Here is a 22,589-nt window from a genome sequence, read left to right on the forward strand (position 1 = left end):
CTTGAGTATTCAGTCAGCTTGTTCTAATTTTCATATATAGCTTTTGAAGGGTGAATTAGGCGCTTTTCAAGGGCCATTCAAACTGCTAACTAGTAGGCTGCGGCCTAAGTTCGCAACCTATGTTTTGTGTGGGGGGCTTCGCACCCCACACAAAACATAGGTGATGGATTTCTGCCTCAGCGTACTAGGTAGTCATGATTCAACATAAGGGCAAAAAGGCTGTGTTGCTTCTTTCGTAGGTGATACAGTCTTTTTGCTCCTATGTTGAATTCAGCTGAGCTACTTGTAGGAAACGCAAATGGCTGTTAAAGAGTGAGTAAGTCTGTGGCGATTCTACCTTTCAAAGTTATTCTACAAACAATGTACGAGTGCTATGTCAGGAACCCATGCTTTAAATAATATTATGTTTGGGAAAAATGTAGCAGTACTTTAATACTAAATGGCTCAGCTTAATTAAAACTAATGGACAGAAGACTGTGCCATGGTGAGTACAAATATAAGACTTGCTATACTTTTGCTAAGAAATCTTTTGTTTATAACAATAAAGATTAAACTATTTTCCTATTGTGTTACAAAATAATAGATTGAGTTGGTTAGCTGACCTGGACCAGAGTTAAGTCTGGTGTCTAGCTGGACTTGGCTGGGCTGTATTTACAATAGGCAGATTCTGCTGGCTTACGGCTTAGTCAACTCCAGGATGCGTTCCCTGGTTGCTATGCATTCTCTCGAATAGAAATTTGGAACATCTGAGCAAGTTACGCCTCCTTGCTCCAGTTAAGTTTGCCTCCCTCATTGGCTTTTTATATCAGCTCTAATTCATTCTTAAGAAGAACATTTGATCGATTTTGGACATCCTTGGTTTTCCTATTCTAAATGTAGGAAAAATAACTTTCTATCTCATCTTCCAGGAGAAAACGAGTATTATTTTAAATTTTGCTCTCGTCACTTAATATAAAAAGATGGACTATGAAATCCGATCCCTCCGCTAAAGCTGAAAGTCCAGCGATGAACGATGAATTGGCGGCGTGTCAGACCATGCAGGATCTTGAACGGCGTCGGTATCTCGATTCATCCGAAATGGCCTTGGATGGGCACCTGCTAACCGACCAGAATGGTCTGATTCTGGAAGCAGATGCTGCTGCTGCTATTTTGATGGGCAGCTCGCAAACGGAGTTGATTGGTCAGCCCTTACTCAACTTTGTATCGTTTCGAGCGCAAGAAGCTTTTCGGGCCCGTTTGTCCCTGGTGCGACCTATCCAGTGCTGGGAAACGGTAATTAAACCGCGAGAAACCCCTGAATTTCCAATCATGGTGGCGCTTAGCCGACTTGAACAGCCACAAAATTCTGAAGTTGCCCTTTGCTGGCTGCTGCATGATATTCGCCACCGCCAACGGGTAGAACAGCAGCTTCAGTCGGCCTGTGATGGTTTAGAACAGCTGGTTGTTGAACGCGCTGTTGCTTTAGAGAATGCGGTTGATGGAATCTCCCGGCTGGACCCTCAGGGGTATTACATCTCCGTGAATAAAGCTTATGCCAGAATGCTGTGTTATTCCCAGAATGAACTGATTGGAATGAATTGGGAAGCCACGGTTCATCCTGGTGATCTGGATGCTATGAGAAGGGCCTACCAGAAAATGTTGGAGGATGGCAAGGTTACTGTTGACGCTAGAGGCCTCCGAAAGGACGGCTCCCTGTTTTACAAACAGTTGGATATGGTGGCCTGTTATGACGACCAGCAGCATTTCATTGGGCATTACTGCTTCATGAAAGATGTGAGCGATCGCCGTCAACGGGAATCCCTCCTCAACAGCATCTACCAAAATGCTGCCCAGGCTATCTTTCTGCTGGATGTTACCCCTGATGGAAATTTTCGCTATTTTGATTTCAATCCCCTGGCAGAACAGTTTGGAAACGTAACCAATGACCAATTGCGAGGCAAAACTCCTGAGGAACTATTTGGGGACGCGATTGGCGCAAAATTGCGGCGAAATTATGAACGTTGCCTTCAGCAGGGAACCGTTGTTACCTACGAGGAATGTAACGAGTTTGAGGCAATGCCCCGCTGGACATTGACGACCCTATCCCCGCAATACAATGAACAGGGGCAGATTTATCGCATTATTGGTACAGCCGTTGATATTAGCGATCGCAAACAGGCTGAAATCGCGCTACAGAAGCAGCTGGCCTCGGAACAACTAATGTCTGAGGTGACACAGTACATTCGGCAATCTCTGGATGTTAATGATGTGTTTAGCCGTACGGTGGAACGGATTCGGCAGCTCCTGAACACAGATCGGGTCGTGATTTTTCGCTTTGAGCCCGATGGGCAGGGGCGTGTTGTGATGGAATCGGTGGGGGAGGCATGGGCATCCATTCTTTCGATGGCCATTTTCGACTCCTGTTTTTATGAGCGCTACACCGAAGCATATCGCCAGGGGCGTGTTTCTACCATTTCAGATGTTTATGAGGGGGTAATAAACCCCTGCTATGTAGAACTGCTAGAAACCTTTGAAGCTCGGGCCAGTATGGTTGTCCCTATTCTGCAAGGCGAATACCTGTGGGGCTTACTGATTGCCCATCAATGTTCTGGCCCACGGCATTGGCAAGCAGATGAAATTCACCTATTTCAGCATCTAGCGGCTCAGGTAGGGATCGCTATTCAACAATCTGAACTCTATCAGCAGACCCGGCAGGAACTGGTCACACGACAACGGGTGCAAGCAGCCCTTCAGGAGAGCGAGGAGCGTTTCCGGGCGCTGCTCGATAACTCCCCAACGGTGATTTACATGATCGATGCTCAAAATCGTCACATTCTGGTAAATCAGCGCTACGCCGAATGTGTGGGAAGCACGGCGGAGAAATTGCAGGGAAAGAGTATTTATGATTTTTGGCCTCAGGAAATAGCAGATCGGTTTGCCGCCCAAAATCAACAGCTGCTGGAGGGCAATGAACTCTTACAGGTAGAAGAAGGGATTCCTTTAGAGGACGGCATCCTCCATAGCTTCTACACGGTCAAGTTTCCCCTACGGGATAGTTCCGGAAAGCCCTATGCAATTTGTGGCATCTCGACAGACATCACTGAGATGAAGCAATTGGAAGCTCAGTTTTATCGGGCTCAACGGCTGGAAAGTTTAGGAACGTTAGCCAGTGGCATTGCCCATGATTTGAATAATGTATTTACGCCAATTTTGGCGATCGCCCACCTATTAGGAACGCAAAAGCGCTATCTGGATGGGCAATTTCCTGAGCTGTTGCAAATTCTGTCTAACAGTGCGAATCGTGGAGCGGCTCTGGTTAAGCAGGTTCTATCTTTCAGCCGGGGAACGGAAGGTAAGCGCCTTTCACTTCAGGTCGAGAACGTGCTGCAAGAAATTGTGCAAATCATCCAGCAAACGTTGCCGAAATCCATTCGAATCCAGTGGAAACAACCTGTTCAGCTTCTCAATGCAGTTCATGCAGATCCCACTCAACTCCATCAGGTTTTTATTAATCTGTGTGTTAATGCCAGTGACGCTATGCCCCAAGGCGGAACCCTAACCCTTGAAGTTGAAAACTGCTGCATTGACTCGGGATACGCTCAAATGAACCTGGATGCGCAGCCGGGCAGCTACGTCGTAACTACTATTACCGATACCGGAACTGGCATTCCTAAACATTTAATAGAGCGTATTTTTGACCCATTTTTTACAACCAAGGAGGTAGGAAAAGGAACGGGTCTGGGCTTATCAACCGTGTTAGGAATTGTTAGAAACCACGGTGGATTTATTCGGGTTCGTAGTGAACCCGGTCAGGGAACAGAGTTTCAGATTTACCTACCCGCACTTGAAGGAACAACAGCCCCGGAAGCGGACGTAGAAGAAGCTCTACCCCAGGGGCAGGGGGAGATGATTCTGCTTGTAGACGATGAGCTGGCTGTTCAGCAGGTTGTTAAAACGGTGCTGGAAGACTGTGGCTACCGTACTTTGACCGCTACCGATGGGGCGGAAGCGATCGCCCTCTACAGGGAGCATCAACACGATATTAACCTTGTTCTCCTTGATCTGATGATGCCTAACATGGATGGGCTAACCGTTATTTGTACCTTGCGCCAGATCAATCCTCAGGTTCAAATCATTGCGTCAAGCGGTTTACCGGCCAACAAAAACAGTGCTGTCGCTGCAGGGGCACAAGTATTCTTATCGAAGCCCTATGACACTCAGGAATTACTCAAATCGATTCAGCAGTTGGATTTATAAGCCTTTGCCACACTGATAAACATTCAACCGAGGCATATGAGAATCGGGTTATCGGCTCGTTTTGAACCAGACGCGGGTGCGAGCCAGGAGTTCAGGCCCTACGATAGGATAATTGACAAAATCGCTGGCTCCGGCTGCAAATACTTGCTCGATGACAGTGGCGTTGGAGCCGTGGAGCAGCATGAGGATGGGCAAGTTTTGCCAGGGTGGTGTCCGGCGAATTTGCTGACAAAGCTCAAGGTTGGCCTTGAGCTTGCCATCAACCGTGCTATCCAGAATGAAGAGACGGGGATCATACGTGGTTGCTGTTGTCCAAATATGGGTTAAATCGGTAACCATCGCCACCTGGAAATTGTGAGGCTCTAGTAATGCTTTAATTTGGGCTGCTGTGTCAGGGGATGGGGTGATGACCAGGGTCGCCTGTTCAGTGCGTGTTGGCTCTGCATCCTGTTGTAGCTGACGCGTCTTTGGGGGCGATGGAGACAACGTTGTTGGAGTGGGCGGCGTTGACACCGACTCTAATGGTTTGAGCCGATATCCAACCCGGTAAAGGGTTTCAATAAAATCTCCGGGAGCCCCTGCTGTGCTTAATTTTCGACGTAACTCTTTGATATGAACGCGGACGGTTTCTTCTCCTGGATTTTCAGCAGCTGTCCAAGCATGTTCCAGAATAATTTTGGAGCTCAAGATGCGTTGGCTATTCCGCAAAAATAGCTCTAGAATGGCAAATTCTTTCGGGGTAAGGGCAAGAGGCTGAGTGCCATAGATGGCTGTATGCCCAACGGGATCAAGTTGAAGACTGGCCCAGGTAAAGGTTGTTTGGGTGACAACAGATCCCCGTCGTAGTAGGGCCTGAACACGGGCAATCAACTCTTCGGGATCAAAGGGCTTAACCACGTAGTCATCTGCACCGTTGTTGAGGGCGATCGCTTTCTGCTGTGTATCATTCTGCCCAGTCAGCAGCAGAATTGGCATGGAGTAACCTTGAGACCGAAGTCGCTGACATAACTCAATACCATTGATGTCGGGTAATAGGACGTCGAGCACAATCAAATCATATTCAAAAGCTGAAAGCATTTGAGAAGCGTTTTCAGCATTAGAAGATAGATCTACAAAGTAATTATTAGTTGAAAGCAAAACCCCTAAAGTTTTTGCCACCAAGGAGTCATCCTCTACAACAAGAATCTTCATGGCTGGACCCCCATTGGAAGTACTCGCTTGATTCAAGAACTATTGAGGAAGACCCAGCATATTCCCCAGAAGAAGCAAAAGTGGTGAGATGCTTAAAAAACAAGAAAATAAGATAGAATGATAAGATTTTTTCGAGCAGTTTACTAAACTAAAACACCTGTTAAAAGAAGCCCATCATTCGTGGGATGAATAATTGACTTACTCAGCAAAGCTACGCCAGAAGAAACTTCCACAGACACTGGGCCCAAGAATTCTACTTAGCTTAACTCTGCTAACTTCCGCTGAAACATGCCTAAGCTTCTCAAAAACTAAACGGTAGTAGAATCACAACTGCTTCATACACCGTTCAGATTTAGTAGCAAATCTAACCATTTATATTTTAATCTGAACAAATACAGGAGGCATGTTAAGAAAATTAAAGTGTACCCTGCTCTTCACGCTTCTTTTACAACTTATGGCCAAGAATGGCGACAACCCATCAAAACTTCTCGGTGACTGATGCAGAGAAACTTATTTGCCTCCTTTGCTTAAGTTTTTTGTAAGCTGTTTTCCTTTGCTTTCCTGAAACCAGGATTCGTGATGGGTCAGCTTGGGCTGGATAACGTTGCTATCAGAATCATGCTCCTGTTCGAACCCTAGCCGTTTAGTCAGATGTAACCATGTCTAACATCTCTGAAGTTTGCCCCCCAAATACTTCCCCTACGCTGCTTTTGCATACGCTTGAGCATCTAAAACAGTATTGTCAATCTGATGCTGATGCCACCCAGAGCAGCATCTACATTTACGATCTGGCGTCTCAGTGCAACACGTATTCCAGTAGCTCTTTGGGTGCCATGCTGGGCTATTCGGATCAGGAGATGCACTCAATGGGAGCAATGGGTCTGGCTCAACTCATTCATCCATCTGATTTGGATGCTCTATCTGCCCATTTTCAACGCCTTTTCACATTGGCTGACGGAGAAGTCATTTCCATTGAGTACCGGATGAAGCGAGCGGATGGGACTTGGTGCTGGTTGCGATCGCAGGAAACACCGATGGCGATGGTAGATGATGCTCCGTTACAGGTTTTAGGGTTGATCCAAAATATCAATCACCAGAAATCTATCCTGCCATTCAGTGATTTTCTTTCGCTCATGGTTTAACCACGAATCAACTCTAGACGTAGAACAGGCTTACCTGCGTCTACACTCATTGACCTACTACTTTTTTAAGAAAATTATCCTTCGTCATCCTGGGTTTGTGCCTTCCAGAAAACGAAAGCCGTCATTCACCCTGTTTATAAAAAACACAAGCACATTCTACGTGCTGTGTTTTTCTTCAATTTTTTTCATGTAAATACCCTTAAAAAACAATGTTGTGATGCCTACTTGTCCTTGCTGTTCGGAAGTATTACTTCTTCACGTTCGCTCAAATAAAACCTACTGGTTTTGCCGACGCTGTTGGCAAATAATGCCAATTTTGAGCTTAAAGAATCCCCTTAAATGGCCGCATAGAGATTGTTGTTTGATCCAGGATTGTGGGTAGAGACAACAGAAATCTGTTCAGCTGCATCCTTTTATTTGTTCTTAACGCTGAGGTCATGAGAAAAATCCTCATCATTGATGAAAACTCTGTCTTTCGCCTATTATTGGCTGATTTTCTGTCGTTTCAAGGATTTAATGTAATGACAGCCGAATCGGGCCAGGATGGCTTAGATATTGCTCAAAAGCACCATCCAGACATGGTTTTTTGTGATGTTGATATGCCTGGGATGACTGGATTTGAAATACTGGATAGGATACGCAGCGACCAGCAAACAGCAAATATTTCATTCTTCTTTTTAACAGCCGAGCCAAAAATTGAGAAGCAGGTTTGGAGAAGAGCTAATGGCTTCCTGAAGAAGCCAATCGATTTTGACGAATTGAATCAGATACTTGTTACTTAAAAGTCTGTGCTTCTTCCTGTCCTTTTCCTTTTGAATGGAGGTGTGAATGTTACCCCAGTTATCTAACCTCAACGACATAAAGGATGGTCATCATCATGCTGATAAAACTTTAAGTGCGGAACAATTTGAACAGATTGTGACCGCTATTTTAGAAGGTAAATATTCCTGGGCATGTGTTTTAATGCTTCGCTTTGGAGGTTATAACCCTATGCAATATATCCCCTATCGAACCTATAAACGATTAATTCGAGATAATAAAATCAAACAGAGTATAAAGCAGCAAAATTTTCATGGAAATGATACCCCCAGGTATCCTCACATTCGCTTTCATTAGAGCCTGCTTTAAAGGGTTCAGGACTTACGCAAGTTCGCTATCTGTAGTACATTTATGTTGTGGGTGGGGTGCAAAGCACCCCACCCACAACATAAATGCGTAAGTCTTAGGGTTGTGTTTTTGTGTGCTTTGCACACGAAAACACAACCCTTTCAGCAAGCTTTAAAACACGTCTTAAGCTTAACTAAGGAGAAACTGAAACGGCTATTTCTGCATACATGAAGTGCACTTAAGGAGATTTCCAACAATGAAATTACCCCCAATATCCTGGGTAAATTCTTAGGCAGAAACCTCCTAAAAATGACCTTAACCTTCTAAGGGGATCTGTAGGATAAATTGAGTACGCTGATTACCACTTTCTACCCAGATCGTCCCTCCCAATTGTTCTATCAATTTCTTGACCAGAGCCAACCCCAAGCCTGTTCCACCGTGTTTCCAGGGGTCATTATTGGGGATGCGGTAGAACTTATCGAAGATGCGATCGCGTTCCTCTGGTGGAATTTCTACCCCTGAATTGGTGACCTTGATATGGATCTGGGAGACACCATGAGCATCTGCAAAGGGAGAGACTGAAATGGAGATTGTTTCCTGGGGAGGGGTGTACTTGAAGGCATTGTGCAGTAACTCGGTGAGTGCCCGCTCCAGATAAGAAAAGTCAGTTGTCAAGGTTGGTAAATCTTCAGCTATCTGAATTTCTAGCTGTTGATTTTGGTGGAAGGTGCGCTGCGTGAAGGGCTCAGCAACATGGGGAATCCAGTACTGGAGGGGAATAGACGTGAGGCTGAGTGGTTCGGAACCCGAGTCAATGCGGGCCAAGTCGAGCAGGTCATTGACCAGACTCATTTCACGCTTGCATTCTGTTTGCAAAATTTGGAAATTGCTACTGATGGCATTCGTTTCAGGCTCAAAAAGCCCTAGAGGACGTAAGCAAATATCCAGCATTTGGAGCGCCATTTGCATGTTGGATATGGGCGTTCGCAACTCGTGGGATACGGTACTGAGGAAATCATCTTTGAGTTGATTCAGCCGGGCCAGTTCCTCCACCTGAGTTTGGGCTGCCCGGTACAGGCGGGATTGCCGAAGGGCGATCGCACACTGATTGGCTACCTGCTTCACCAGTCGCACCTCGGCAACATCAAAGAGAGCATCGGCGGGTTTGAATAGCCAGAGATCACCCAATACTCCCTGATCATCCACAATGGGACAAGCCAACACCGACAGAAGCGCTTCATGGGATCGTAGGGGATTAGGAACCACGTCACAGAATTGACAGACTTGTCCTTGCAGTAGATGCTTGTAGACTTCCGCGTGGGGAGCAGTGGCGATCGCAAACGTTGCACCCTGAGCCGAAGATAAGGGCCCATTGAATTCGTAGGCGATAGTGGAGGTCGTCTGGTCGGCGTTGTAAATGCCCGTATCGCAGCAGATAGTTCCCAACCCTCGGCTCAGTTCCAGCACCGCCGATTGCAAAATTTCCTGTTCATTCAGGCTGTCGCGCACGCTATCCGTGATGCGTTTGAGAAGGGCTTCAAAATCGAGAGACTGTTGGAGTTGTGCCGTGCGTTCTTGTACTTGATATTCCAGATGGGCGTTGAGATGCTGTACCTGGCCATATAGCTCGGATTGTTGGATGGCGATCGCCACCTGGGTCGCCAGTTGTAGCAGCAGGTCGCACTCTAAGGAAGTCCAGTGGCGGGGCCCCTGGCACTGATGGACAACCAATAAACCCCAGAGGGAATCTCCCTGCCAGATGGGTACGACGAGTTTGGCTTTTACCTGAAGCCGCTCTAGCATCTCAATATGGCAGGGATTCAGGCCAGCGGTATAGATGTCATCCCGGGCTTGAATGGCTTGTTTTGTATAGGCCTGCTCGTGGTGTTCAATAAAGTAGGTATCTGTAATTTCCAAGTTGAGAATTGAATTCCAGCCTGGGGCTACGGATTCAGTAACCACAATGCCACCCCAATCGGGGTTGAACCGATAGACGATCACGCGATCGGTCTGAAGGAACTGGCGTACATCGGTAACGGTAGCACTGAGGATGTCGCCCAAATCCAGGGATTGGCGAATGTGTTGGGCGATCGCATAGATCATCCGCTCACGCTCAGCCTGATGGCGTAAATGCGTTTCTGCTTGCTTTTGCGCTGTTATGTCGACAAACGAGGCCACAACAGCGTAGATCTGAGATGCTCCTGGCTGTAGTAGGGGCTGTGAATTGATGGAGATCCAGGTGAGGTCTCCACTAGGTTTATAAATTCCCATCACAACATTGCACTGAGGGTGACCGGTGCGAAGCGTTACCATCGCTGGGTGGGTTTCTCCGGGGAAAGGAGACCCATCCTCGTGAATGGCTTGCCAGCGTGGATCAATGGACGTGCGTCCCATTATCTGATCCTGCGTCAGCCCTAATATCTCTTCGGCACTGTGGTTACAGGCCGTGATTTGACCGTCGGCTTGCTGCAACACAATCCCTTCGGCCATAGTACTAACAACCGAGCGATAACGCTCTTCACTCTCCTGCAACGCGTGGACTAGCGCATTTTTAGATGCGAACTCAGAGGCTAGTTGAATGGATGCGGTGAGAAAACCCGCCATCAGTTGCAGGGTTTGGGCATCCTGCTCTGAAAAGGCAGCGGGCACTTGGGAAAACACCTTCAGCACGCCAAGACTGTTACCCGCGGAGAGAAGCGGCACCACAACCATGGAGCGCGCGCCAACGCGACGGCAGGCATCTCGATCCACTCGGGGATCCGTTTCAGTATCGTCACTTTGCAAAATTTCTTTTGCTGCAATGCAACGCCCCGACAGGCTTGTGGTTCGCTGAATCCGCAGGCCAATGAGATCCGCAGCGGCACCGCTTCCGGCGCGATAAACCAGTTCGTCTCCTTCCAGTAATTCAACGACCGCTCCGGTGGCTTGCGTCAGAGCCTGGGTGTATTCGGCGATCACAGCCATGACCGCATCCAGGTCGGAATAGTTGAGGGCAATGTCTTGTTGAACCGTGATAATGGTAGCTAAGCGCTGGGATTTTTCCCGCAATGCGACTTCAGCCTGTTTGAGTTCTGTAATATCAACGGCGTTACCAATAATGCCTTGAGCGCGATTGTGAGCATCCACCCAGGGTCGAATCACGGTCTGATACCACCGCACTTCCCCGGTAGCCGTCGTAATTTGCTGAATCTCTTGCTGAGGTTGGCGGCTATCCATAACCTCCCGGTTGGTTGTCAAAAACTGCTCCAGCTGAGCCGCCTCAAAGTTGGGGTTGAACTCCATCTCGTGTTTGCCAACCATGGCGTCAACTGTTGTGCCATGAACTTCGGCGCTGGCTTGATTCACAACCTGAAACCGACCATCTGGGCTTTTGGCAAAGATTGAACTGGGGACGGTATCCATAATTTGACGGAGAAAGATGCGCTGGGCTTCAAGTTCTGCTTCAGCCCGAAGGCGATCGTCCAGAGCTTCATGCTGAGCAGTGGTATCCTGCTCATTCACCAGGATCATGGCTTTCCCAGTAACAGGGTCGTTGACACAACGGGCGTCCACACCGTGCCAACGCAAGCCCTGCCGAGTCAGCACCTGGGCTTCGGCTCTGAATACCTCCCCGCTTTCCAAAGCCGTCAGGGCTTGCGACCGAAGCTCTAGATCGACAAAGTGGCGCAAGAATGCATGGTCATTGGATGGCTGAGGATGTTGGGGATTACCGTAGCAATCTAGCGCCGCTGGATTTTGCAGGAGTACTTCCCCCTCCAGGGTGTAGAGGGAGATTATGACACTTGTGTGCCGTAGGGCTTCAATGGAACGCAGGGTATCTTGATCAATCTGATGGGCCAGCTCAAGGGTGCCTTCCACCAGCATGGCCAGTCGCCCATGTTCAATGGAAATGCCTGAGCAGCGGCAGTGGACTGTAACAGGTTGCCCTTTGGGGTAAAACGTCCATTGTTCGACCAGGGTTTTACCTTGCTGAAATTGTTGTAAGTAGCTCTGCAAGCGAATCTGCACCGATTCAGATATGTCGCTAAAATCCCGGCGCAGTAATTCCTCTCGATGGGGCGCATTCCAGAGCGAAAGCGATGCTTGATTGGCCCAGTAGATGTGGAGCCGCTCAATATCAAACACCCATACGGGAGTTTGTAGTTGATCAAAAGCATGGAAGAATGCTGCTTCGCTTGAGCCGTACTCTACAGGAGGGACTATAGGCGGCGTTGCCGCGTCCTCCGCCAGGGACAACTCCGGAAAACTTGTGTGCTCTGCTCGCAGGGTTTGAAGTTTGCCACTGACCTGCATCGCGATGTGGCGCAAAACCTGCGTTTCTGATGCTTGCCATTGCCGGGGGCCTTCACATTGATGGACGATCAGTAATCCCCATAGCTCAGGGAGCGGCTGCTCAGATGGCAGCAAAATGGGCACTACAAGATTGGCTCGCACCTGGAGCCGTTCCATCATTTCCCGGTAGCACAAGGGGAGATCCGCAGTTTCGAGATCCTCAATACTACTCACATGTCCCTGCTGGTACTTCAGATGCCATTTCGTCTCGAAGCAAGGATCGTAGATGAGCTGGCCCTGGATGGCTGGCCAGTGATAATCGATCGCTTCGGCTATCACAACTCCATCGCCACCCGGTAGGAAGCGGTAAATCAGGGCGCGATCGCACCCTAAAATCGCCCGAACGCCTGTGACTGCTGTAGTCAGTGTGGTATCTAGCTCAGTGGCTTGCTGAATCTGCTGTGCCGTGAGCGTCAGTTGTTCTAAAACCTGTTCTAGGTAGGCTTCAGGGTGACGAAACAACATAGTAGTAGCCGGTTAGATGACAGGGATATTTGTAGTATTCACTACTGTATGGGGATTTATTAAAGGGACTGAAGAATTTCTGTGAAGTATTACACTGCGTAAACAATACTGGCACTTCAGAAATAACTAAGAATCTCCTTTTTGGGTCACGAGCTAATAAACCTCAGTTCGGGTTAAGCTGAAGTGCTCATTTTGGCGTGCGCTTTGCGCACGCCAAAATGAGCGTTTTCGAGTGCCGCGCAACGCGCGGCACTCGAAAACGTCCTTAACCCGAACTCAGGTTAATAACGGGTAATCTTTGGAGCAACAATATTACAGCTAACTCTGTTATCTATGAGACCCATGATATCGTCTTGAGACTGGCTGTTGGTAGTGTTCCAGACATGTGGATAGGGCGTGGTGAAAGGGGCACGAGATACCTCTTTCACCACGCTCTATTCACATATTTGAAATGTGGCCTGACTGTTGTCAAAAGATAGAAACTTTAGAAAGACTCAATAATTCGTCCCTTGGAGAGGTGCGGAATGTGGGGTGCTCCCTCTAACCTGTTGGGCGTCCAGCCCATTTGTGTGGCGATACGAGCGTTAGGCGCATGGTCAAGCCTTCCCAACTGCTAAGCTATGGAGTTGCCATTTTGTCTGTGGCGCTGGCGTTGGTTCTCACTCTATTGCTCCAGCCTCTGCTCTCGCCAGCCGTTCTGCCCTTATTTTTTCTAGCGGTTACCTTCAGTGCCTCTTTCGGTGGTCGAGGTCCAGGCTTTACCGCAACGATTCTTTCGGTGCTGGCAACCCGATATTTTCTACTCCCCCCCCTTTATTCATTTTTTCCCGTCCCTAGTGCTGCGATCCTGACACTGATAGTGTTTAGTCTGGTTACCCTGCTGGTGAGCTTTCTAGAAATTGACTTGCGGATGATGAATCGACGCAGCCATCGGCATTTTCTAGCGCTCAAGCAAACGGAAGCCGCTCTCCAGGAGAGCTACGCCCGTTTCCAGGCAGCGGCAGAAGGCAGCTTTGATGCCATTTATATTCTGAGAAGTGTACGGGATAAGACAGGAGCGATCGTTGATTTTGAATTTGTCGATTTGAATCAACGGGGGGCCAATTTAATTAGTCTGAATAAGAAAGATGTAATTGGCCAGAAGCTCTGCGAGCTATTGCCTGTCAATCGAACCCAGGGTTTTTTTGAGAAATATCGACGGGTTGTTGAAACAGGCATTCCCCTGGAGGAAGAGTTTTCTCGCCCTGCCACTTCGACGGTGGCAGCGGAGTGGTTGCATCATCAAGTTGTCCCTCTGGTAGATGGAATTGCAATTACCACCCGCGACATTACCGAGCGAAAACGGGCTGAAGAGGCATTACAGGCTAGTGAGGCTCTCTACCGTAGCCTTGCCGAAGGGATGCCTCAACTGGTTTGGATGCAGAATGCGGAAGGCCAGATAGACTACGCGAATCAACAATGGCAGAAGTCGTTGGGCACAACCCTGGAGGAGGTTGAGCACAAGGGTTGGGCTCATTTGGTGCATCCGGATGATCTGGCACAACTCAAGTTCAAAGAGTTAACCTCCGTTGAAACGGGTGATGCCCGAGAAGCGGAGTTTCGCTACCGCATGGCGGACGGCAGTTATCACTGGTTTTTGGGGCGCTGTGTACCTGTGAAAGACCCCCAAGGGCAGGTTATTAGATGGGTTGGTACCAGTACTGACATCCATGACTTAAAACGGTACGAACAACAATTAGCTCAGCATCGACAACAGTTCAGAACATTGGCGGAGAATTCCCCTGATATTATTTCTCGGATGGATCGCCAGATGCGTCATGTCTACGTCAATTCTGCGATCGCCCGAGCCACGGGTATCTCTCCTGACGTTTTCATTGGTAAAACCCATGATGACTTGAATATACCGGCCCATTTACGGCGCGATTGGCAAGCTCGATTACGGCAGGTATTTGCAACAGGCCAGCCCTGTTCTTATGAGTTCGCCTTTCCGGCTCCAGACGGAATCCGGCACTATCTCGCACGCCTGGTTCCTGAGTTTGGCCCGAATGGTGTAGTGGAAACGATATTGGGTATTACGTCCGATATAACCGAGTTTAAGCGGGTCGAACAATCCCTTCGGGAGAGTGAGTGGCGGTTTCGGCGGGTGATGGAGTCGAACATGATCGGCATGGGTTTCTGGTCATTGGATGGCACCATCTCTGATGCCAACGATGCCCTATTGAATCTCCTGGGCTACACCCGAGAAGAATTTTTAGCTCAGAAACCTCGCTGGAATGATCTGACCCCGCCGGAATATCATCACCTGGAGGAACAAGCGCTCGAACAAATACAACAATCGGGGGTTTGTACGCCCTTCGAGAAGGAGTATCTGCGGCAAGATGGCTCTCGCGTGCCAATTCTGTGTGGTGGCGCTTCGTTCCGCAACAGTGCGGAGGGGGGCGTGTTTTTTGTGTTGGATTTGAGCGATCGCAAACAAGTTGAGAAGGAACGCGATCGCCTGTTCCAACTCGAGCGGGCGGCTCGGGCAGAAGCGGAGTCTGCCAGTCGGGTTAAGGATGAGTTTTTAATGGTGCTTTCCCATGAGCTGCGCACGCCTCTAAACCCCATTTTGGGTTGGGCGCGGTTGCTGCAAACCCGGCAGTTTGAGCCTGGTATGGTTAACCATGCTCTCAGTACGATTGAACGCAATGCCCGTCAGCAGGTACAAGTTGTGGATGACCTGCTGGATGTGTCACGGATTTTGCAAGGAAAGCTGACGCTGAATTGTGCGTTGGTCAATTTGTTAGAGGTGATTGAGGGGGCGATCGCCAGTGTTCGGCTGTCAGCCCAGGCCAAATCTATCACTATCGAAACTCATCTAGATGCAACGGTGCGCCCGGTGCTCGGCAATGCTGCACGGCTCCAGCAGGTGGTCTGGAACTTGCTCTCCAATGCGATTAAATTTACCCCGCCCCAGGGCCGAGTTGAGGTGCGTCTGGAGGCTGCAAGTCCTGTCTACGCCCGCATCCAGGTAATTGACACGGGAAAGGGCATTGCGTCTAGCTTTATTCCCTATGTGTTTGATTACTTCCGTCAGGCCGATAGCACGATTACCCGGTCAGCGGGCGGGCTGGGGTTAGGGTTAGCGATCGCCCGCCATCTTGTGGAGTTACACGGGGGCACCATTGAAGCCGCCAGTGAGGGGGAAAGCAAAGGCTCTATCTTTACCGTTCAATTGCCTGTGCAGTTAGATGAAGTAGATATCCGGCCTACAGCTTCTGAGGGGACTGAAGCCAACGCTCTATTGCAATCTAAACAGATACTGGTCGTTGGCGCAGAAGATGATACCCAGGAGCTAATTGCGGTCATTTTAAGACAGGCAGGGGCTGCTGTTGTGACCGTTGGCTCAACAGCGACGATGTTGGAGCAGTTGGCGCGATCGCAACCCAACCTAATCATTAGCTCACCGGATGTGCTTCGAGAGAACAACTACGAACTTACTCAACGGCTACGATTGTGGTTTCAGGAGTTTGGTGAGGAAATTCCCCTGGTGGTGCTCGTCAGTGCCCCCGAAGAGATACCGCCCCAGGAGATGTTTCTCGCGGGAATTCAGCGAGTTTTGCCGATTACCCTGGAACCGGATGTATTGGTGGAGGCGATCGCCCAATTGTCAAACTCCTAACTTGTGCGTTTACAGCGCTTTTCAAACGCTTAAAATCTGGTTGTTTTTGTGAGAACCGCGCTCCGCGCGGCTCTCACAAAAACAACTTGTAAAAAAGTGGCACTGTGCGAAGTACAGTGCCACTTTTTATCTTGGTTTTGAAATAGGGTTGAGTTTTGAATCAACCCTATTTTGATGAGTGGGATTAACTAACGACGTCGGCATCAATGACATCGTCGCTGCTATTCGAGCTAGACGAACTGTTGCCGTTATAGCCATTGCCGTTGTAACCGTTGTCATTGTAGGAAGCGTTACCATTAGCGGCATTCGCCTGAGCATATACCGCACTGCCTACTTCCATCAGGGCTTTCTGCAGGTCGTTGCCAGCAGACTTGATGCGTTCCAGGTCATCGCTGGGAATGGCATCACGCAGGTCGCGAATGAGGGCTTCGACGCGAGTGCGATCGCTCGCAGACACCTTGTCGCCCAGGTCGGCCAGTTGTTTCTCGGCCTGGTAGGCGAGGGAGTCAGCTAGGTTCTTCGCATCAATCAGTTCGCGGCGACGGTGATCAGCTTCGGCATTGCGCTCAGCTTCGTTCACCATGCGTTCGACGTCACTCTTATCAAGAGTAGAGGCACCTGTGATGGTAATGGATTGCTGACGGCCACTGGCCTTATCCTTGGCGGATACTGACAGAATACCGTTGGCGTCAATATCAAAGGTCACTTCGATCTGAGGAATGCCCCGGGGAGCCGCTGGGATACCATCTAACTTGAAGGTACCCAGGCTCTTGTTATCCGAAGCCATTTCCCGCTCACCCTGCAATACGTGGATTTCTACGCTGGTCTGACCATCTGCGGCAGTGGAGAAGGTTTCCGACTTTTTCACGGGCACCGTGGTATTGCGAGTGATCAGCTTGGTCATCACACCACCCAGGGTTTCCACACCGAGGGAGAGGGGTGTTACGTCCAGCAGTAGAATGTCTTTCACATCCCCAGCCAGTACACCCGCTTGAATCGCTGCACCAACAGCGACTACTTCATCAGGGTTCACTCCCTGGCAGGGGTCTTTGCCAATAATCTGACGTACCAAATCTTGTACAGCAGGAATTCGGGTAGAACCACCCACCAATACAACTTCCTGGATACTGCCAGGGCTTAGCTTGGCATCCTTCAGAGCTTGCTCCACCAGCTTGCGGCAGCGGCTCAGGAGGTCAGAGACCAGCGCTTCAAATTGAGCTCGGGTGAGGGTCACATCCAGGTGCTTCGGCCCATCTGTGGTTGCGGTAATGAACGGCAGGTTGATCTGGGTTTGAGTTACGCTAGACAGCTCAATTTTGGCCTTCTCAGCAGCTTCCGTCAGCCGTTGCAGGGCCTGCTTATCTTTGCGAAGGTCAATCCCTTCCAGCTTTTGGAATTCGCCTGCCAGCCAATCCACAATTTTCTTGTCGAAGTCGTCACCACCCAGGTGAGTGTCACCCGAGGTCGACAGCACTTCAAACACGCCATCACCAACTTCCAGGATGGAAACGTCGAAGGTCCCGCCACCCAGGTCAAACACCAGAATGGTTTCGTTACTTTTCTTGTCTAATCCATAGGCTAGAGCGGCAGCGGTGGGTTCGTTGATAATCCGCACGATTTCCAGACCGGCAATCTTACCCGCATCTTTAGTGGCTTGCCGCTGGGAGTCGTTGAAGTAGGCAGGAACAGTTACCACAGCTTTGGTGACGGGCTCGCCCAGGTACTTGGCTGCATCATCGGCTAGCTTCCGCAGCACTTGTGCCGAAATCTCTTCAGGGGCGAACTGCTTGCCTTGCTGAGGGCTTTCAAGCTTAACGTTTCCACCAGAGCTTTGCAGTACTTTGTATGCAACTTCTTTGGATTCATGGGTGATTTCGTCGTACTTACGCCCAATGAATCGCTTAACGGAATAGAAAGTATTGTCGGGGTTCATCACCGACTGGCGCTTGGCAATTTGGCCTACAAGGCGATCGCCATTCTTAGCGTAGGCCACAACAGATGGGGTCGTCCGGCCGCCCTCTGCGTTGGCGATAACCGTGGGTTTGCCGCCTTCCATTACAGCAATACAGGAGTTTGTTGTACCCAGGTCAATTCCGACAATCTTACTCATAGCTCTACATCCTCAGTTGCATCAATTGGGTTTGAAACTCAATAGGTCGTGCTCACAGCACACGAAATGCTGAGTTGGTGTTGGTAGCCTCAACAAACGGAATCAACTATTTGTGTGCTACGTGAACGAACCATTTATTTGAAAACTTATTTACATCACAGACTCGGTATCGGAATACATCAGATGAAAAGCTGCGATCGCTTTAATAAAACCTGCTTGAGAACTATTAGAATGAGTGCTGCAAGCAGGTAAAAATGGTAGGGGTTGAATTGTTGCGCGTGTAGCGCGCAACAATTCAACTTTTCAGACACCCTTGTAATGGCTTGTTCAGGAGGCTGTGAATCCCCTTTGAAGTGCAAGGTTAATCACAGCCCCGTTTCAATTAGCCGAGGTTAACTTTCACGACTTTGTTCTTTTCAGCTTCAACCTTGGGCAGGGTCAGACGCAGCACGCCATCTTTGTACTCAGCCTGCACGTTCTGATTGTTGATTCGAACGGGCAGAGGGATAACACGTTGGAAGTGACCATAGCGGAACTCACTCCGGAAGATGCCTTTCTCTTCGGTACGAGTTTCAGCTTTGCGCTCACCACTGATGGAAACAGCTTCCGCCATGACTTGAACATCCAGATCTTTGGCTTCCATGCCTGAGATTTCTAACCGCAGATTAATTGCATCTTCGGTTTCTTCGATCTCTGCGGCAGGAGCAAAGGTCATACCATTTTCGCGACGTGTAGTTGGTATAAACCAATCATCAAATAAACGATTCATTTCCCGTTGCAGAGTGTCAATTTCACGGAACGGTTCCAATCGAACGAGAGCCATAGTTGCCTCCTTGGGAATTTGGGAATCTCTCTGGGTGTAGGAGGTTTGGACTTCCTCATCACCTTTGATACCACTCTAAGCAATCCTCCAAGCCAGGAGGTTCGGCTTTAGGAACCTGTTCTTTTTGGGATCACCGCACCGTACCGAATTAGCCTTCTCAAAAATGGAACTGATTATTGTGAAACTCTTGTTTTTTCGTTGTAGGACTCTTTCAAAGACCATCAAAAATTTCAAAAAAGTACGGTTTTCCTTACTCAACCGTACCTTCTGGAGTCATAAATTTCATTTATTTCTTCCATACTTCTGTTCATTCTAGTTATGACAATAAGAGAGTCCAAAGTTCAATCTCAGGCTCTCTTGTTGTCATAACTGAGAGCCCATTCCTCCTGCCGCTGATGTATAAGAACCTGAATCTCGGCTCGTAATGCTGCAATCTCTGTCCGAAGGTCTGTAATTACCTTTGCGCCCGTCATCTCTGCTTCTGAATTTTCAGCATCACGCCCCACAAAAAAGGTGGCAAGGGTTGAGGTGACATACCCGAAGACAGCAAAGGCATAAAGTGCGAGCAGAAAGCACAATATCCGTCCTTCAGGCGTTTTTGGGAAGAAGCTTTACCCTTCAAGAGAAAATATTAAAATACTGGGCTATCTCGAAAACGTGGCCTAAAACGGGCTGAAAGGATTTATTTTTCGTACGCAAAGCACACGAAAAATAACCTTCAAAGCGGGTTCTGTTAAATGAATATCATCAAACATAAAGCCCGAACTGCTATAGCCTTTCTCGAAGCAGATGGCACAGCACTTTGGGCTTTATGTTTAATTGAGTTGAGTTACCTGTGGAAAGCAGGAAAATTTTGACGACTCAGATCAGCATTCTTCTAATGCCTCTTATTACTGGTTTGGGTGCGATCGCCTTTCCCCATTAGTAATAACATCAAAATTTCAGAGGTTTCTAATACCTCATGCTGGGTGTGATAAACAAATCAATTGCTTCACCCAGCCCTAAGCTGAATGTCGTAATCATAATCGTCCAGATCAATACATCAGTTTGTGTGAATTCAGTTGCTCGCATTTCCATAATTGCGTATAGCAATGTGGCTAATGGCAGCAAGACGAGACTTAATAAAATTGGTTTGATAAATGCCAACGCGACAATCAAACTGAGAACTAAGCTTAGCCCAATAGCAACAACCACTTCTTGCCGAGCAAGCCAAAGTAGAGAATCTAGAATAGGATTTTTCTTCCAGATGACAGTAAAAGTCAGGAGCAAAATGAGAGTTCCAAGCAGCCAAAATATATGATGGGCAGCCAAATACCATCCCAATAGGACATACTCTCCACCTAGCAATAGGAGAGCAGGTAAGGGCTTTACGGCCAATACTTGATTATTCATATCGGGTATTTCTAATGTCGAGCTTGCTTAAGGATGCGATGCTATTACTATAGCTAGCATTCCTGCAAAGGGGATGGCTTGTATACGAAACTCCATGTAATCATCCACGGCTTTACAAGTTTTAAGAATGCCTGAATTGGAGAGTTTCGATTTACTTCTTTTGCTCGGCTAACGAATGATATAGATTTTTTCAGTTCTTAACGCCTTGTCTGTAGCCATTCGTCAGAAACCCTTTGTTGGTTCCATGCTACAGCTTGTTCAACCTTACGAATACGACGCAATTGATCTTGTACCAGTAGGTCTGGATTATTGTTAAATCCGCTGGCGTCTAGTTCCCCCGTTTGAGAGTCATAATAAGACCTCACACGGGCACACAATATGATGCTGTGCTGCGGCTTGTTCTGGCGCTGACAATTCTTAAGATTCGAGATAAATGCAGTTCCCGCAGCAGGGGATTGAATCCATAAATCAACGCCCTGGATCAACAGCCTTGGGTTTAACATGACTCCCTGTTGTGCCCCATCCTCTAGGAGGGATGGAATCACTGTCGTCTGAATGTGGTTAATGGCTTGTTGGTCTGCATGTCTGGCAGAAATCGCGTTTCCCTGCCAGGAAAAAGTTCCTTGATTAATAGCCTCATTCGCTGGGTCAACGTGAGATTGCCAGGCAGAGGTTCTGTCTCCTTCAATTGTTCGGGTTCCTTCTGCCATGCCGATCGCGATCGCTCCTACACTATTGGTAGTTGCAAACAATGTTTGAGCCTGTTCGAGTGTTAGTGAAGGTGGAGGCCACAAGACCTCAAAGTTTTTTACTTGCCCTGGAAGAACCTGGGGGCGAGAAGGCAGAAGTTGAGCGGCCCCCCATCCTGTCATTAAGGCCAACTGAAGCAGCATGAGGAATCGCCAAGTGCGACGTCGAAGTCCTCGTTTTAGCTGACGCCGTTGAGAAGCAGGAGAAAGATAGCACCCGTTCACAGAGTTTTTGCGGAATGTGCCTGCCTGGTGCCGTCTAAATCGCTGCTGCCGTTGCAAATGGGATGAATGCCGAAGCAAGAAAAAAAGTTCTCCAAAAAGACTATTAAGAACAAGATATTGCAGAGTATTTTCTGTCACGTCTATCTTGTGCTGGACTTTTTACTAAGGTGCTCTTCTGCCTTTTAGAAGGTTTTTAGAAAATGAAATAATTGCTTTGATCCCTGAAAGGACCTTCAAATAAGGCAAAAAAGGAAATATGAGAGCAGCTCGCTTACTGATTAAAAAAGCCTATATAAGTCTTTCGGATTGATAAGGTATAAGCGATGGATGTAAGACAAGTCTCATATCCATCGCTTATACCCATCAGTTCGGACAATGCTTTATCTATTTAAGATGAACCGTATGAAGATGGTTAAGTAGGTGATTGTGATCGAATATTAAGGCTCAAAAGACTGTGGTGTCCGTAAAGCAGACAGCGTAACCTTTTGGACCTTGTATTCAATTAAGTTGAGCTACTTAAGAATACAGTTGAGGCTCGTTAAAGAGGGCAGAAAAGCGTTTTTAAATACTCCTCAGGGCTGTGTTTCGCAATCTCAGCGTAAAGGAACAGATCTCAGCCTTCGTCTTTCTCCATCATGGGAGAGGGCTTTAATTTCTTTTACCCCTATGATGCTGTGGATAATGAATTGATGAGGTTATTTAAGATGAATACCTTATTGCTAGAAGTGGCAGAACAGATTACTGATGATACGGCAGCTTATTCCACTAGCCTGGTAGCTGTTTACGTTATTGGATTTGTGGCCGCTGCATTTTTGGGTTCTGTTGCTTGGTACAACTCGAAGCGTCCTCGGGGTTGGGAAAATAAAGAGCGGCCTGCTGCTGTGCCTGATTTGGATAAATCGGAATTTATCAACAACGAACCGAGCTAATGGTTTCTCCTGTACCAGAGAGTGCTTAGACGTAGGGCGGGGTGCGATGGAGCGATCGCGCCCCATTTTTGTGTCCTCACTACTCCAAAATTCAAATAATCCTATTTTGCCGCCTCGTTGTAACAGAAATAGAATCCCCAAGTTTTGCAGTAAAAATTAGCACCATCTTCCTAATGTTGCACTTTAGCTTCTAACTGGGGATCGAGGAAATGCTTGATTAAATCCTT

11 protein-coding genes and 2 pseudogenes are annotated in these 22,589 nt (G+C 48.1%); 6 read left to right on the plus strand and 7 right to left on the minus strand.

Annotation, left to right across the window (positions count from 1 at the left end):
- Positions 1-966 precede the first annotated feature (966 nt).
- Positions 967-4,236: a PAS domain S-box protein gene (locus NDI52_RS23325; RefSeq protein WP_190772850.1), complete on the plus strand. Its 3,270-nt coding sequence runs from the start codon at positions 967-969 to the stop codon at positions 4,234-4,236.
- 48 nt (positions 4,237-4,284) lie between these two features.
- Here NDI52_RS23325 and NDI52_RS23330 read toward each other — a convergent pair whose 3' ends face one another.
- Positions 4,285-5,427, minus strand: a complete 1,143-nt coding sequence (locus NDI52_RS23330) for a response regulator (RefSeq protein ID WP_190772851.1) — start codon at positions 5,425-5,427, stop codon at positions 4,285-4,287.
- Between the two features lie 659 nt (positions 5,428-6,086).
- Here NDI52_RS23330 and NDI52_RS23335 point away from each other — a divergent pair.
- The 3 genes and pseudogenes from NDI52_RS23335 to NDI52_RS23345 form a co-directional block, all read left to right on the plus strand.
- Complete coding sequence (locus NDI52_RS23335; RefSeq protein WP_190772852.1) at positions 6,087-6,569, plus strand: PAS domain-containing protein; 483 nt, start codon at positions 6,087-6,089, stop codon at positions 6,567-6,569.
- A gap of 437 nt (positions 6,570-7,006) precedes the next feature.
- Positions 7,007-7,351 carry a response regulator gene (locus NDI52_RS23340; protein ID WP_190772853.1) on the plus strand — a complete coding sequence of 115 codons (345 nt, stop codon included), beginning with the start codon at positions 7,007-7,009 and terminating at the stop codon, positions 7,349-7,351.
- Positions 7,352-7,397: 46 nt separating this feature from the next.
- A pseudogene (locus tag NDI52_RS23345) lies at positions 7,398-7,607 on the plus strand (HetP family heterocyst commitment protein); the annotation flags it as partial.
- 384 nt (positions 7,608-7,991) lie between these two features.
- Here NDI52_RS23345 and NDI52_RS23350 read toward each other — a convergent pair.
- Positions 7,992-12,473, minus strand: a complete 4,482-nt coding sequence (locus NDI52_RS23350; RefSeq protein WP_190772855.1) for a GAF domain-containing protein — start codon at positions 12,471-12,473, stop codon at positions 7,992-7,994.
- A 592-nt stretch (positions 12,474-13,065) separates the two neighbouring features.
- On the opposite strand from NDI52_RS23350, the gene NDI52_RS23355 reads away from it, so the two are divergent.
- A complete protein-coding gene (locus tag NDI52_RS23355; RefSeq protein ID WP_190772856.1) occupies positions 13,066-16,134 on the plus strand; it encodes a PAS domain S-box protein in 3,069 nt (1,022 codons plus the stop codon).
- Positions 16,135-16,318: 184 nt separating this feature from the next.
- On the opposite strand, the gene dnaK is transcribed toward NDI52_RS23355, so the two are convergent.
- The 5 genes and pseudogenes from dnaK to NDI52_RS23380 form a co-directional block, all read right to left on the minus strand.
- On the minus strand, positions 16,319-18,244 hold the full coding sequence (gene dnaK, locus NDI52_RS23360) for a molecular chaperone DnaK (RefSeq protein WP_190789228.1): 1,926 nt from the start codon (positions 18,242-18,244) through the stop codon (positions 16,319-16,321).
- 382 nt (positions 18,245-18,626) lie between these two features.
- Positions 18,627-19,067, minus strand: coding sequence for an Hsp20/alpha crystallin family protein (locus NDI52_RS23365; protein WP_348256526.1), 441 nt, complete (start codon positions 19,065-19,067; stop codon positions 18,627-18,629).
- 347 nt (positions 19,068-19,414) lie between these two features.
- Positions 19,415-19,675: pseudogene (locus NDI52_RS23370) on the minus strand (hypothetical protein); the annotation flags it as partial.
- 343 nt (positions 19,676-20,018) lie between these two features.
- The gene (locus tag NDI52_RS23375) at positions 20,019-20,459 is read right to left on the minus strand and encodes a hypothetical protein (protein WP_190773173.1); all 441 of its coding nucleotides are present in this window, start codon (positions 20,457-20,459) and stop codon (positions 20,019-20,021) included.
- A 197-nt stretch (positions 20,460-20,656) separates the two neighbouring features.
- Positions 20,657-21,352, minus strand: a complete 696-nt coding sequence (locus NDI52_RS23380) for a hypothetical protein (RefSeq protein WP_190773172.1) — start codon at positions 21,350-21,352, stop codon at positions 20,657-20,659.
- A 785-nt stretch (positions 21,353-22,137) separates the two neighbouring features.
- Between NDI52_RS23380 and NDI52_RS23385 the strand changes: the two genes are divergently transcribed.
- Entirely contained in the window at positions 22,138-22,362 is a 225-nt protein-coding gene (locus NDI52_RS23385; RefSeq protein WP_190773171.1) for a hypothetical protein, read from the plus strand.
- Positions 22,363-22,589 lie beyond the last annotated feature (227 nt).

The organism is Leptolyngbya sp. PL-A3 (assembly GCF_039962325.1).
Taxonomy (GTDB): Bacteria; Cyanobacteriota; Cyanobacteriia; order Elainellales; family Elainellaceae; genus Vacuolonema.

Bases quoted from the DNA above. Each gene is read 5' to 3' on its own strand.
- NDI52_RS23325 (WP_190772850.1), top strand. From the start codon at position 967: ATGAAATCCGATCCCTCCGCTAAAGCTGAAAGTCCAGCGATGAACGAT.
- NDI52_RS23330 (WP_190772851.1), bottom strand. From the start codon at position 5,427: ATGAAGATTCTTGTTGTAGAGGATGACTCCTTGGTGGCAAAAACTTTA.
- NDI52_RS23335 (WP_190772852.1), top strand. From the start codon at position 6,087: ATGTCTAACATCTCTGAAGTTTGCCCCCCAAATACTTCCCCTACGCTG.
- NDI52_RS23340 (WP_190772853.1), top strand. From the start codon at position 7,007: ATGAGAAAAATCCTCATCATTGATGAAAACTCTGTCTTTCGCCTATTA.
- NDI52_RS23350 (WP_190772855.1), bottom strand. From the start codon at position 12,473: ATGTTGTTTCGTCACCCTGAAGCCTACCTAGAACAGGTTTTAGAACAA.
- NDI52_RS23355 (WP_190772856.1), top strand. From the start codon at position 13,066: ATGGTCAAGCCTTCCCAACTGCTAAGCTATGGAGTTGCCATTTTGTCT.
- dnaK (WP_190789228.1), bottom strand. From the start codon at position 18,244: ATGAGTAAGATTGTCGGAATTGACCTGGGTACAACAAACTCCTGTATT.
- NDI52_RS23365 (WP_348256526.1), bottom strand. From the start codon at position 19,067: ATGGCTCTCGTTCGATTGGAACCGTTCCGTGAAATTGACACTCTGCAA.
- NDI52_RS23375 (WP_190773173.1), bottom strand. From the start codon at position 20,459: ATGAATAATCAAGTATTGGCCGTAAAGCCCTTACCTGCTCTCCTATTG.
- NDI52_RS23380 (WP_190773172.1), bottom strand. From the start codon at position 21,352: ATGCTGCTTCAGTTGGCCTTAATGACAGGATGGGGGGCCGCTCAACTT.
- NDI52_RS23385 (WP_190773171.1), top strand. From the start codon at position 22,138: ATGAATACCTTATTGCTAGAAGTGGCAGAACAGATTACTGATGATACG.